The following is a 12,785-nucleotide window of genomic DNA, read 5'->3' as shown; positions in this document are numbered from 1 at the left end:
TTAATCAGTCACTACGACTGTTCCTATTTTTTCTCCCATTATAACTTTCTTTATATTCCCTTCTTCAAGAGAATTAAAAACAACAATTGGTAATTTATTTTCTCTGCAAAGAGAAATAGCTGTAGCATCCATTACCTTTAAGTCTTTGTTTAAAACTTCTGTATAAGTTACAACGTCATATTTAACTGCATCTGCATATTTTACAGGATCTTTATCATAAATACCATCAACTTTTGTAGCTTTCAAAACTGCTTCAGTATTCATCTCTATAGCTCTCAAAGCTGCTGCTGTATCAGTTGTAAAATAAGGATTTCCTGTTCCTGCTCCAAATATTACAACTCTTCCTTTTTCCAGGTGTCTTTGAGCTTTTCTTTTGATGAAAGGTTCAGCGATTTTAGGCATCTCTATGGCTGTTTGTACTCTTGTAGGTACTCCAAGCTTCTCTATTGCATTTTGTAAAGCGAGTGAGTTTATAACTGTAGCAAGCATACCCATATGATCCCCAGTAACCCTGTCTACTCCCTGAGTAGCCCCTGATATTCCTCTGAATATGTTTCCTCCACCAATAACTATTGAAACTTCTACCCCAAGATCAACAATTTCTTTTATTTGTTTTGCATATGAATTTATTACATCTGAAGATATTCCAAATTCTTGATCTCCCATTAGAGCTTCTCCACTAAGTTTTAACAAAACTCTCTTATAAAAAGGCTTCTCCATCTCTCCTCCTACAATTTATATTTTTTTAAAAAAATGGGGATGCTGATGCATCCCCTTATGCTTTTGTTGATATTATCCTTTGATTTGAGCTGCAACTTCTGCTGCGAAATCTTCTTCTTTTTTCTCGATTCCATCTCCAACTTTATATCTAGCAAAAGATACAACTTTAAGAGGTGCTGCAAATTTAGCAACAGTTTCTTTATTTTCTGCTCTTACATAGATTTGATCTACTAAACAGTTTTCTTCATAGAATTTATTCATTTTTCCAACTAATATTTTTTCTATGATTTGAGCTGGTTTTCCTTCAGCTTCTAATTGTTTTCTAGCAATTTCTTTTTCATGCTCTAAATCTGTAGTTGTAACTTCAGATGAATCTAAATATTTAGGGTCCATAGCTGCTGCATGCATAGCTATATCCTTAGCTTTAGTTAGGTTTTCTTCAGTAGGCTCACCAGTCATTTCAACAATAACTCCTAGTTTTCCTCCTAGGTGGCTGTATGTTGCAACGAATCCATCTTTAGCGATAGTTTCGTGAATTCTTCTGATGTTCATGTTTTCTCCGATTTTAGCAATTAAATCAGTTACTGCTACAGCAACAGTTTTTCCTGGTGCAAATTCAGCTGCATTTAAAGCATCTACAGTAGTTGCTCTATTATCTATAGCTATTTGAGTTAATCTTTTACCAAATTCTTTAAATTCAACGTTTTTAGCAACGAAGTCAGTTTCAGAGTTGAATTCAATTAATACTGCCATTTTGTGGTCAGCTGATACACCATCAAATACTAATCCTTCTGCTGCAATTCTTCCTGCTTTTTTAACTGCTTTCGCAATTCCTTTTTCTCTTAAATAGTCTATGGCTTTATCCATATCCCCATTCATTTCCATTAGTGCTTTCTTACAATCCATCATTCCAGCACCAGTTCTCTCTCTTAGTTCTTTAACTAAGCTAGCTGTTATTTCTGCCATGTCTTCCTCCTAATAAAAATAGTTTTTATTAAATCTTCTATAATTGTATCTCAGTTGATTATAATTACTCAGCTGATCCTTCTTCTACATTGATTTCTTCAGAAGCTACTTCTTTAACTTCTTTACCTTGATTTCCTTCGATAATTGCGTTAGCAATAACTGAAGAGATAAGTTTTACTGATCTTATAGCGTCATCGTTAGCTGGGATTGGATAAGTTACTAAATCAGGATCTACGTTTGTATCGATCATAGCGAATACAGGAATTCCTAAGTTAGCTGCTTCAACGATTGCTAAAGTTTCTTTTTTACAGTCCACGATGAATATAGCTTGTGGAACATCTTTCATATCTTTGATTCCAGAAAGGTTTTTAGAAAGTTTTACTAATTCTTTTCTGAAATTAGCTGCTTCTTTTTTAGTGTAAGCAGTATCTAAAGTTCCATCTGCTTCCATTTTTTCTAATTCTTTTAATCTTTCGATTCTTGTTTTGATAGTAGCGAAGTTAGTTAACATTCCACCAAGCCATCTGTTGTTTACATAGTACATTCCAGATCTTTCAGCTTGTTCTTTTACAGCTTCTTGAGCTTGTTTTTTAGTTCCTACAAATAGAACTTTTCCACCGTTTTCAGCGATTTCTCTGATAACTGCATAAGCTTCCTCAATTTTCTTTAAAGATTTGTGTAAATCGATTACATGGATCCCATTTCTTTCAGTGAAGATGTATTTAGCCATTTTTGGATTCCATCTTTTTGCTTGGTGTCCGAAGTGAACTCCAGCTTCTAATAATTGTTTCATTGTTATTACTGCCATTTTTTCCTCCTAAATTTTGGTTTTTTTCTTCCACTAGTCTTAAAACTAAGCCATCTCGAAAGACACCCTGCCTAGAAATAACTAGTGTGTGTATTTAAACAACGGTTTATTTTATCACACTTTTTAATAAATGTCAATATTTTCAAGGAGATTAAGAGGTGAAATAACCTTTTTTCTATTAAAATATTTTTATGTTTATTTATCTTCTTCTTTATAATATAATATGTAAAAGGATATCATGTGGGGTGAGACAATGAAAGCTTTAATTTTAGTAGATATACAAAAAGATTTTTGTAAAAATGGAGCCTTAGAAGTAAAAAATGGGGATATGGTAGTTCCTGTTGCAAATAAACTGATAGATGTTTTTAAAGAAAAAGGAGACATGATCATAGGAACAAAAGACTGGCATCCTGCTTCTCACAAAAGTTTTGCTGTAAACTCAAATGGAAAAATAGGTGAAATTGGTAAATTGAATGGACTTCCTCAAGTATGGTGGCCTGTTCATTGTGTTCAAAATAAAAATGGCTCTAAATTCCATGTAGAGCTTCGCCCAATAGAAAGTATAATATATAAAGGAGAAAATCCTGAAGTTGATTCATACAGTGCTTTTTTCGATAATGGTAAAAAATATAAAACATCTCTTGATGAGTTATTGAAAAAAAACAATATAGATACTCTATATATAATGGGACTTGCTACTGATTATTGTGTAAAATTTACTGTACTAGATGCTCTTGAACTAGGATATAAAGTATATTTAATAGAAGATGGATGCAGAGGAGTAAACATATTTCCTGATGATTCTGAAAAAGCTGTAAACGAGATGAAAGATAGAGGTGCTGTTATAATTAGCAGTAAAACTGTATGAGAAAAGACAAAATTATTTTTAAAATTTTCCCTAGTCTATTCGGAGTTTTATCAGTAATTATTGCCCACAGTATTTTTAAAATATCTCTTGAAACTATCTTATATATAATAGTAATACTTGCTTCATTTTTACTTTTAATAAAATTATGGCGCCCAATATATACAGCTAATATTATAAAAAATATGCTCCCTATACTCAATGAACAGTGTGATCCTCAACTCTTTTTAGAAAAATCTGCGGCTCTTTTGCTAAAGCCTTTTTTAAAAAGTACTAATGAATATTCTTTTGTGGTTCTTAATATGGCTGTTGGATATTTTGCTCAAGGAAATGTTAATAAAGCAGTAGAAACAGCAAGAGAAATATCTGAAGATGAGATAGAGAAAAATCATTATCTAAAGATTGTCTATTTATATAACATGGCTTCATTTTATATAAGCGAAGAGCATTGGAATACAGCAGAAGTTTTTATCAATAAATTAAAAGATTATGTTGAACTTCTTAAAAAGTCTCCAGTTACTAAAGATGGAAAAAATATAGTAGTATACATTTCAGAGAAAAAACAGCCAGAATATTTTCCAACAAAAAATATAGAAGAAATAAATATTATGCTGGAAGAACTTATTACCCTTTTGGAATTAAAAGATAAAAAATATCAAGAAGCTATTGAACTATATGAAAAAAAATTTAATAGAACTGATAATAAATATATAAAATCATATTGCAAATATTATCAGGCAGTATGGTATGAAGAACTTGGAGATATGGAAAATATGAAAAAATCTCTTACTTATACAGCTGAAAATGGAAATAAACTCCATATAGCTATTACAGCAAGAGATATTCTAGCAGAATATAATGATATATTCTAATCTTATTATTATCTATATGCATATTATTTAACCAAGAAAAAGAGGCCTTTTAAAAAGACCTCTTTTTTCAGATCAATATTGATATAACCTATTTAGCAGAAACCTCTACTGCCATAGGTCCTTTTTTCCCTTCTGATACTTCAAAAGTTACTTCTTGACCTTCTTCTAAAGTTCTGAACCCTTCTCCAACGATTCCTGTGAAGTGTACAAAGTAATCTGCTCCATCTTCACTTGTCAAAAATCCAAATCCTTTTTCTTTGTTAAACCATTTAACTGTACCTTTTAGCATTTTATAACCTCCAAAAAATCAAAAAATTCTCGTTCAGCGTTGAAGATAGAAAACCATAGAGAAGGCTCTACAATTTTTAAACAATCAGTAACCATGAACAATTAATTAGATTATACCCTACACATCCAATATTATCAAGCACTTTTTATTCATAAGCAAAAAAGAGGAACCTTAAATAGTTCCTCTTATTTCTATTAATCTAATAAATTGCTTATTAAACTAATTCAATTATAGCCATTTCAGCTGAGTCACCTTTTCTAACAGATGTTTTGATAATTCTAGTGTATCCACCATTTCTCTCAGCATATTTTGGAGCTAGTTCATTGAATATTTTAGCAACAACTTCTTCATTTCTTAGGAAAGCAAAAGCGTTTCTTCTAGAAGCTAAAGTATTTTTCTTACCAAAAGTTATCATTCTTTCAGCAAATTTTCTTAATTCTTTCGCTCTAGTAACAGTAGTTTCTATCTTTTCAGCACTTAGTAAAGATATAGTTAAGTTTTTTAGCATAGCTTTTCTGTGGTCAGCTCTTCTTCCTAACTTTCTATATGACTTATTGTGATTCATTAGTTAGCTATCCTCCTTATCTTAATTACTCAGGAGATCCATTCTGAGATAGATCATATCCTAATTCTTTCATTTTTTCTAGGATCTCATCTAAAGATTTTCTTCCCAGATTTTTAATTTTTAGAAGTTCGTTAAGTGACAATTTAGCCAACTGACTAACTTCCTCTATTCCAGCTTTCTTTAAACAGTTGAAAGATCTAACTGTTAAATCAAGTTCTTCTATCTTTGTATTAAGAATATTGTCATCTTTTGCATGGCTTACAGGATTTTCTTCTTCCTCTTCAGCTTCTACTCTTAGATTTTCCATTTTGTTTCCTAATTCTAAGAATGGATCAAAATGTAATTTTAATAATTCTACTGCATAAGATAGTGCATCTCTGATTTCAATACTTCCATCAGTTTCAATGTCTAAAGTAAGTTTATCAAAATCAGTCATTCTTCCTACCATTGTATCTTGTACACTGTAAGAAACTTTTCTAATTGGAGTATATATAGCATCAACTGCTATATAATCTACAGCCCAATCTTTTCTTTCTATTTCTTCTGATACTACAAATCCTTCTCCAGTATCAACTAAAAATTCCATGTCAAGTTCTCTATCTGTAGTTATTGTACAAATAACTTGCTCAGGATTTACTATTTCTATTCCTACATCAGGTATTATATCAGCGGCTGTTACTATTTTTGGTCCTTTAACAGAAAGAGTCATTTTTCTCTCTCCAGTACTCTCGGCTTTAACAACGATTTCCTTGATATTAAGGATTATTTCAGTTACAGCTTCTTTTATTCCATCCATAACAGAAAATTCGCTTAAAACACCATCAATTCTTACTCCTTTAATAGCAGCTCCTGGGATAGAAGAAAGTAAAACTCTTCTCAAAGCATTACCAACAGTATGCCCATAGCCTCTATATAAAGGTTCAACAATATATTGTCCTTTAAATTCACTCTCTTTTACTTCGGTAATATTAATACCCCTTGCATGTTTTTCAATTTTTAACATTAAATCAACTCCTATTAAAAGGGCTTATTATCTAGAGTAGAATTCAACTATTAATGATTCGTTTAGATCGAAATCTAAATCATCTTTAGTTGGATTTTGAATAACTTTACCAGAGAATGCTGCTTTATCAAGTTCTAGCCAAGCTGGAACTCTTGAATCTTCAACAGCAGTTTTGATGATGTCTAAGTTTTTAGAATTTTCTATAACAGATACAACATCTCCTACTTTTACTCTGTAAGAAGCAATGTTAACTCTTCTTCCGTTTACAGCTACATGTCCATGAGACACAACTTGTCTAGCTTGTCTTCTAGTTTTAGCAAAACCAAGTCTGTAAACTACATTTTCAAGTCTTCTCTCTAAATATTCGATTAAAGTCAAACCAGTAACTCCAAGTTTTCTAGCTGCTTCCTCGTATATTTTTCTAAATTGTTTTTCCATTACGTTATATATAAATTTAGCTTTTTGTTTTTCTCTTAATTGAATTGCGTACTCTGTAGGTTTTTTGTTAGCGTTTGGTCTTGGCCCTCTTTTAGAAGATTTATTAACTCCTAAAACTACTGGATCAATTCCTAGAGCTCTACATTTCTTCAATACAGGCTGTCTATTTCTTGCCATTTTTTAAATATTCCTCCTTTGTATTCAATTTGCCACAATACTTTTTTTCAAAATAAAGTGAGACTACACTCTTCTTCTTTTTGGTGGTCTACAACCATTGTGTGGAACTGGAGTAACATCAGTAATTTTTGTTACTTCTAAACCAGCTGCTTGTAAAGATCTGATACAAGCTTCTCTTCCAGAACCTGGACCTTTCACTTTAACTTCTACTTTTTTCATTCCATTTTCCATAGCTATATTTGCTGCTTGTTCAGCTGCAATTTGAGCTGCAAATGGAGTTCCTTTCTTAGTACCTTTGAAACCAGAAGTTCCTCCTGATCTCCAACTTACAACTTTACCTTCTGCGTCAGTAATAGCAACTATTGTGTTGTTAAAAGTTGAATGTATATGGGCAACTCCGTTAGGAATATTTTTCAATTTCTTTTTAATCTTAGCTACTTTCTTTTTAGCCAACTTAAGCTACCTCCCTTGCTAATAAATTATAAACTTAATCTATAATTTTCTAAAATGCTCTAATTATCTTTTGATTGGTTTTTTAGGACCTTTAACAGTTCTTGCATTAGTTTTTGAACTTTGTCCTCTTACAGGTAGATTCATTTTGTGTCTTAATCCTCTGTAACATTTGATATCCATAAGTCTTTTAATAGAAAGTCTTACGTCTTTTCTAAGATCTCCCTCTACCTTAACAGTTTCTACAATGGCTCTGATCTTATTTACTTCTTCTTCAGTTAAATCTTTAACTCTTGTGTCAAAGTTAACTCCAGCTTCAGTCAATACTCTTTGTGAAGTTGGTTTTCCAATTCCATAAATGTAAGTTAGAGCTATCTCAACTCTCTTATTTCTTGGGATATCTACTCCTGCTATTCTAGCCAAAATTATTTCCTCCTCTTTCGAAAATTTATATATTTTGCTGGTATATTAACCAACTAAATACTTTCCTCGATATGTCCCAATTCCTATTTTGGGGATGGCTCTACAGCTCACCATATCTTTACAGCACTCCATTATCAGTACTTTTTTTAAACAAACTCTTCTTTTTACAAAATTACCCTTGAACTTGTTTGTGTTTAGGATTGTCACAAATCACTCTTACTTTTCCATGTCTTTTGATAACTTTGCACTTGTCACAAATAGGTTTAACTGATACTCTTACTTTCATTAATCTGCCTCCTTTCGTGATTAATTAATTTTTTTTCCTGTATACGATTCTACCCCTAGACAAGTCATAAGGAGAGATTTGTACAGTTACTCCATCTCCAGGTAAAATTTTGATATAGTTCATTCTCATCTTACCAGAAATGTGGCCTAAAATAGTATGCCCATTTTCTAATTCAACTTTAAACATTGCATTTGGAAGGGCCTCTAAAATAGTACCTTCTAATTCGATAACATCTTTTTTCGACATAATTCCTCCTATCGAACAGAACTTCAAATTATTATATCACTAAAAATATAAAAAGTCTAGTATTTTCTTAGCTTTTTTTCTTAATCCAGCTCGCTTAATATAATCGGTTTTCCATCAACGATTGCTACTGAGTGTTCGAAATGCGCAGACCTTTTTCCATCTTTAGTTACTATTGTCCATCCATCCTCTTTTACATTGATTTTGTATGTACCCACATTAACCATTGGCTCTATTGCAAGAACCATTCCATTCTCAATTTTGATTCCTCTACCTTTTCTTCCAAAGTTAGCCACTATTGGATCTTCGTGCATAGCATGTCCTACTCCATGTCCAGCAAAATCCTTCACCACTGTGAATCCATTTTTCTCCACATAACTCTGAACAGCATGTCCGATATCTCCTATTCTATTACCAGCTACAGCCATTTCGATCCCAATTTCTCTTGATTTTTCTGTAATTTCCAAAAGTTTTTTAGACTCTTCATCTATTTCTCCTACTGGAAATGTTATTGCTGAATCTCCATAAAATCCATTTAGTTCGGTAACTGTGTCTATGCTTACTATATCTCCTTCTTGAAGAATTCTATCTCCCGGTATTCCATGAACAACCTCTTCATTGACAGAGATACAAGTCCCTGCTGGAAATGGAGTATATAACCCTTCTACTCCAATACATGCAGGTCTGGCTCCTTGCGATCTTATGTAATCTTCTACTATTTCATTTATTTCTCTAGTAGATATACCTGCTTTGATATATTTTGGCAGAACATCTCTATACAGTCTTGCTATGATCTGATTAGATTTTTTTATCTGCTCTATATCATCTAAACTTTTTATAAGTGACATCTCAACTTCCTTTCTAAAATAAAATAAACACTATCCTAGAATATCAAATATCTCTTTTGTTATATCTTCCATTTTTTTAGTTCCATCTATATCAACAAGCACTCCTCTTGATTGATAGAAGTCAAATAATGGAGCTGTTTGAGAGTGATATTCAGTCAATCTTTTTGTTACAGTTTCTGCATTATCATCTTTTCTTGTAATTAAATCTGCACCGCAAAGATCACATTTTCCTTCTACTTTTGGCGGATTGAATTCAACATGGAATGAAGCTCCACATACTGGACATACTTTTCTTCCAACAATTCTTCCAAGTATAAGCTCATCTGGTACATTTAAAGAAATAACTTTATCTAATTTTATATTCATTTCTTTCATTAAAACTTCCAAAGCTTCAGCTTGAGCTAGAGTTCTTGGGAATCCATCAAGTATAAATCCTTTTTTACAGTCATCTTCTGATAATCTGTCTTTAATAATACCAATGATTGTAGAATCTGGAACTAGTTTCCCATCATCCATGAATTTTTTTGCTTCAAGTCCCATAGCAGTTCCTTCTTTTATAGCCGCTCTCAAGATATCTCCAGTAGAAATTTGAGGGATTCCATATTTTTCAATAAGGAACTTAGCCTGTGTTCCTTTTCCTGCACCTGGTGCTCCAAATAACATAATATTCATATACAACATCTCCTTAAAATATTTTTTCATTACCTTACTATTATACAATAATTAAGCAAAAAATGCACTATTTTATAAAACAGATACTTCATTTTCTTTGTATGGTATATTAAAAATATTCTATTTTTGTCTGTTCACTATTTTTACATTATATCTCTTTCAGCTTTTTCTATTTTTGATAATGGCAGTTTTTTACCAATAGCTCTTGCTAATTCTCCAATGTTTTTAATTTCAAATCCAGACAGTACTATTTCTTCACCATCCTTGCTTTTTATTGTAAATACATTATAAACTTTCTTTCCCATAGTGAGACTTCCAATAGTTACAGAAGATATTCTATCTTTTCTTATAGTAGTTTTCTTTCTTTTAAATACTCTATCAGATTCTATACTTTCCTCATCTATTGTTATTTGCTGATATTTTTCTAAATATTTTATTAATGGGACCATCCACCATATTACCAGTACTACAAATAAAACTTTAGTCACTATGGAAATTCCTGCTTCCCAGATTCTGCTTTTTATTCCAAAAATTAAAAGTATAAATGGACATGTCCCCAAACACATTGTCCAGAAAAATCCAAATCTATTTATACAGCTTCTTATTTCTTTCTTATTTTCCATAATCTCCCCTTTTACTTTTTTTTAATTATATAGCAGTTCTCTTGTAAATTCAACCAATCTTATTTTTTATTATTATTCATATACATATTTTTCATAATATGATAGCATATAATTATATTATATAAAAGGGGAGATTTATGATACTTAACTTCAAATATACTAGAGATGAATATGTGAAATCTCGAAGAAACTATCTTTTTTTGAATAAGACAATAAAAAAATTAGACTTGGCATTAATTGTATTTTTAATACTTTTAACTTTATACTTTTTTATGAATAATGGCTTTTCTACACTAACAATTGTTCTTACAATACTTTTATTTATAATTTCTGCTATTCTTATAATACTATATATTTTCCAACCTGGAATGTTTTATGATAGAATAGATAAATTTAAGTAGCAGTATCATCTTGAATTTATTGATAATAAAATACTATTCAAAACTGATGATATAAGCTCTGAATTAGAATGGAATTTTTATGAAGCATTATGGGAAAATGAAAATTTTTTCTATATAATTCATTCAAAAGAGATGTATACTTTGATTCCTAAGAGAGCCTTTAATGATATAAATGAAATAACAGAATTCAGAGAATTATTTATGAAATATAATGACAAAAAAATATACAAAAAATTTAAATAAAACTGTTTTATACAAAAAAGCTTCAGAATTTATTTTATTGAAATAATTCTGAAGCTTCATAGAGCTTTATTTTATTTTCCTATATAATTTACTTCATTTTCTAAAGGTTTTCCATCTTGAAATCTTTTTATATTTTCCATAGTTACTCTAGTTATCTCTTCTACAGCTTCTTTTGTAAAGAATGCTTGGTGTGATGTTACAAGTACATTATTAAATGAAAGAAGTCTTCCAAGAATATCATCTTCTATCACCATATTTGAATGATCTTCAAAGAAGTAATCTGCCTCTTCTTCATACACATCTAATGCTGCTGCTCCTATCTTTTTATCTTTTAAAGCTTCTATCAAATCCACTGTATCAATTAGCATTCCCCTTCCAGTATTTACTATCATAACTCCATCTTTCATCTTATTCATAGAGTTTCTGTTAATCATATATCTAGTTTCCTTAGTTAGAGGACAATTTAATGATATTATATCTGATTCTTCATATAGAGTATCTAAATCAGTAAATTCAAATCCTAATTCTTTTGCCTTTTCATAATCTGGATATGGATCATATGCTATAACTCTCATTCCAAATCCCTTCAATATCTTAATTAATATCTGTGCAATTTTTCCAGCTCCTATTATTCCTGCTGTCTTTTCATGCAGATCATATCCCATAAGCCCTGTTATAGAAAAATTCCCCTCTCTAGTACGAATATACGCTTTATGTATTTTTCTGTTTAATGTCATTATCATTCCCATAGTATATTCAGCAATGGAATATGGAGAATAAGCTGGAACTCTCACTATTTTTATTCTTCCATCTATATCCTTCAAAGATACATTATTGTATCCTGCACATCTCATAGCTATCAGTTTTACTCCACATTCTACAAGAATATCTACTACTTTCTTATCAACCGTATCATTTACAAAAATCGATACAACATCATATCCTTTTGCCAAATCAGCACTTTCCTCTGTAAGTTTCCCTGCCAGATATTTTATATCAAATCCATAATCTTTATTATATCTATTAAAGAACTCTTTATCATAAGATTTTGTATCATAAAATAAGATTTTCATATCTACCTCCATTTTCTATATTATTTGTGTCATAGTTACATTTTCTTTTATAGAATTTTTCGTAAATAATTTCCTATTCCTTTTTTATATTATAGAAAAAGAGTCTTCTCCCAAATATTCCAATATTTAAAATTAAGATATAAAGTTTTATAAACTCATTAAATTCTCTCTCCTGCTCTAGAGCAAAAGGGTTGCTGTCATCTTTTTTTCCACAACCTCCAGCTATTTTTTCAATTATAAATTTTCTTCTTCCTTTAGGATCTCCTATTATTATACTTGCTATATCTTTTTTAGGATTACATTGTATCTTTTCTTCTTTCACAAAAGTTCTTTCCTTGCCTAAAACTTCAATATTATCATTTTCAAATCTTACATTAATTAAATCGAAGTAGTCATTTCTAATATCAAAAGGAATGATATAAAGATACTTCCAAGTTGTTATATATCTTCCTTCCTTTTCAAAATAAATATTCCACCCTGTAATATAACTATCAATAAAAAAGAGAGAACAACTTATACAGTTACTCTCTATCTCAAAAGTTATTTTTCTAATATTTCTCTATTATTTTCATATATTCTTGTATAAACTTCCTGAGCTATCTCTCCTAGTTCTGTCAGTTCATATTCATCATCATAACAATAAGCTGCTATAAATTTGGCAATAGTTATCAGAACTTCTTCTACATCATACATATTAATTATATCATAAGCCTCATCAAAATTCTCGTTTATAAATTCTTTATCTTTATTTGTAAATTTTACCATTTCTAACCCCACTCACATATCTTTTTTTTATTATATTTTAAATTTCCTTTTATGT

21 protein-coding genes are annotated in these 12,785 nt (G+C 30.6%); 4 read left to right on the top strand and 17 right to left on the bottom strand.

The features are described 5' to 3' along the window. The 3 genes from pyrH to rpsB all read right to left on the bottom strand — a co-directional run bounded on the left by pyrH (position 1) and on the right by rpsB (position 2,494). Entirely contained in the window at positions 1 to 720 is a 720-nt protein-coding gene (gene pyrH / locus C4N20_RS06855; RefSeq protein ID WP_005982455.1) for a UMP kinase, read from the bottom strand. Positions 721 to 792: 72 nt separating this feature from the next. After that, positions 793 to 1,686 carry a translation elongation factor Ts gene (tsf, locus tag C4N20_RS06850; protein WP_005982454.1) on the bottom strand — a complete coding sequence of 298 codons (894 nt, stop codon included), beginning with the start codon at positions 1,684 to 1,686 and terminating at the stop codon, positions 793 to 795. A gap of 64 nt (positions 1,687 to 1,750) precedes the next feature. Next, positions 1,751 to 2,494, bottom strand: coding sequence for a 30S ribosomal protein S2 (gene rpsB, locus C4N20_RS06845; protein ID WP_005982453.1), 744 nt, complete (start codon positions 2,492 to 2,494; stop codon positions 1,751 to 1,753). A 238-nt stretch (positions 2,495 to 2,732) separates the two neighbouring features. On the opposite strand from rpsB, the gene pncA reads away from it, so the two are divergent. Both pncA and C4N20_RS06835 read left to right on the top strand, forming a co-directional pair. After that, entirely contained in the window at positions 2,733 to 3,362 is a 630-nt protein-coding gene (pncA, locus tag C4N20_RS06840) for a bifunctional nicotinamidase/pyrazinamidase (RefSeq protein WP_005982452.1), read from the top strand. Continuing rightward, on the top strand, positions 3,359 to 4,231 hold the full coding sequence (locus C4N20_RS06835) for a tetratricopeptide repeat protein (protein WP_005982450.1): 873 nt from the start codon (positions 3,359 to 3,361) through the stop codon (positions 4,229 to 4,231). The genes pncA and C4N20_RS06835 overlap by 4 nt, the downstream gene beginning before the upstream one ends. 88 nt (positions 4,232 to 4,319) lie before the next feature. On the opposite strand, the gene C4N20_RS06830 is transcribed toward C4N20_RS06835, so the two are convergent. The 11 genes from C4N20_RS06830 to C4N20_RS06780 form a co-directional block, all read right to left on the bottom strand. After that, complete coding sequence (locus C4N20_RS06830) at positions 4,320 to 4,520, bottom strand: cold-shock protein (RefSeq protein WP_005950364.1); 201 nt, start codon at positions 4,518 to 4,520, stop codon at positions 4,320 to 4,322. A gap of 214 nt (positions 4,521 to 4,734) precedes the next feature. After that, on the bottom strand, positions 4,735 to 5,085 hold the full coding sequence (gene rplQ, locus C4N20_RS06825) for a 50S ribosomal protein L17 (RefSeq protein WP_005950362.1): 351 nt from the start codon (positions 5,083 to 5,085) through the stop codon (positions 4,735 to 4,737). 25 nt (positions 5,086 to 5,110) lie between these two features. Further along, complete coding sequence (locus C4N20_RS06820; RefSeq protein WP_005982447.1) at positions 5,111 to 6,088, bottom strand: DNA-directed RNA polymerase subunit alpha; 978 nt, start codon at positions 6,086 to 6,088, stop codon at positions 5,111 to 5,113. 27 nt (positions 6,089 to 6,115) lie between these two features. After that, positions 6,116 to 6,703 (bottom strand): 30S ribosomal protein S4, encoded by a 588-nt coding sequence (rpsD, locus tag C4N20_RS06815; RefSeq protein ID WP_005982445.1) that lies wholly within the window; start codon positions 6,701 to 6,703, stop codon positions 6,116 to 6,118. 63 nt (positions 6,704 to 6,766) lie between these two features. Next, positions 6,767 to 7,156 carry a 30S ribosomal protein S11 gene (gene rpsK / locus C4N20_RS06810; protein ID WP_005950356.1) on the bottom strand — a complete coding sequence of 130 codons (390 nt, stop codon included), beginning with the start codon at positions 7,154 to 7,156 and terminating at the stop codon, positions 6,767 to 6,769. A gap of 63 nt (positions 7,157 to 7,219) precedes the next feature. Then, positions 7,220 to 7,576: a 30S ribosomal protein S13 gene (gene rpsM, locus C4N20_RS06805; RefSeq protein ID WP_005982443.1), complete on the bottom strand. Its 357-nt coding sequence runs from the start codon at positions 7,574 to 7,576 to the stop codon at positions 7,220 to 7,222. 172 nt (positions 7,577 to 7,748) lie between these two features. Continuing rightward, entirely contained in the window at positions 7,749 to 7,862 is a 114-nt protein-coding gene (gene rpmJ / locus C4N20_RS06800; protein WP_005950352.1) for a 50S ribosomal protein L36, read from the bottom strand. A 24-nt stretch (positions 7,863 to 7,886) separates the two neighbouring features. Then, positions 7,887 to 8,108 (bottom strand): translation initiation factor IF-1, encoded by a 222-nt coding sequence (gene infA / locus C4N20_RS06795; RefSeq protein WP_005885934.1) that lies wholly within the window; start codon positions 8,106 to 8,108, stop codon positions 7,887 to 7,889. An 80-nt stretch (positions 8,109 to 8,188) separates the two neighbouring features. Then, the gene (gene map / locus C4N20_RS06790; RefSeq protein ID WP_005982440.1) at positions 8,189 to 8,953 is read right to left on the bottom strand and encodes a type I methionyl aminopeptidase; all 765 of its coding nucleotides are present in this window, start codon (positions 8,951 to 8,953) and stop codon (positions 8,189 to 8,191) included. Between the two features lie 30 nt (positions 8,954 to 8,983). Continuing rightward, positions 8,984 to 9,625, bottom strand: a complete 642-nt coding sequence (locus C4N20_RS06785; protein WP_005982439.1) for an adenylate kinase — start codon at positions 9,623 to 9,625, stop codon at positions 8,984 to 8,986. A gap of 143 nt (positions 9,626 to 9,768) precedes the next feature. Continuing rightward, the gene (locus tag C4N20_RS06780) at positions 9,769 to 10,248 is read right to left on the bottom strand and encodes a hypothetical protein (protein WP_005982438.1); all 480 of its coding nucleotides are present in this window, start codon (positions 10,246 to 10,248) and stop codon (positions 9,769 to 9,771) included. A gap of 137 nt (positions 10,249 to 10,385) precedes the next feature. Between C4N20_RS06780 and C4N20_RS16715 the strand changes: the two genes are divergently transcribed. After that, entirely contained in the window at positions 10,386 to 10,649 is a 264-nt protein-coding gene (locus C4N20_RS16715) for a hypothetical protein (RefSeq protein WP_231940488.1), read from the top strand. 18 nt (positions 10,650 to 10,667) lie between these two features. Next, positions 10,668 to 10,892 (top strand): YcxB family protein, encoded by a 225-nt coding sequence (locus tag C4N20_RS16710; protein WP_315968832.1) that lies wholly within the window; start codon positions 10,668 to 10,670, stop codon positions 10,890 to 10,892. A gap of 71 nt (positions 10,893 to 10,963) precedes the next feature. Here the strand turns inward: C4N20_RS16710 and C4N20_RS06770 are convergent, their stop codons facing one another. The 3 genes from C4N20_RS06770 to C4N20_RS06760 form a co-directional block, all read right to left on the bottom strand. After that, complete coding sequence (locus C4N20_RS06770) at positions 10,964 to 11,965, bottom strand: 2-hydroxyacid dehydrogenase (protein ID WP_005982437.1); 1,002 nt, start codon at positions 11,963 to 11,965, stop codon at positions 10,964 to 10,966. 73 nt (positions 11,966 to 12,038) lie between these two features. After that, on the bottom strand, positions 12,039 to 12,287 hold the full coding sequence (locus C4N20_RS06765) for a hypothetical protein (RefSeq protein WP_005982436.1): 249 nt from the start codon (positions 12,285 to 12,287) through the stop codon (positions 12,039 to 12,041). 218 nt (positions 12,288 to 12,505) lie between these two features. Further along, positions 12,506 to 12,730, bottom strand: coding sequence for a hypothetical protein (locus tag C4N20_RS06760; RefSeq protein ID WP_005982435.1), 225 nt, complete (start codon positions 12,728 to 12,730; stop codon positions 12,506 to 12,508). Positions 12,731 to 12,785 lie beyond the last annotated feature (55 nt).

This window comes from Fusobacterium ulcerans (assembly GCF_003019675.1).
GTDB classification, from domain to species: domain Bacteria; phylum Fusobacteriota; class Fusobacteriia; order Fusobacteriales; family Fusobacteriaceae; genus Fusobacterium_A; species Fusobacterium_A ulcerans.
The sequence above is the reverse complement of the archived record's forward strand: the minus strand, read 5'-3'. Positions and strand labels throughout refer to the sequence as shown.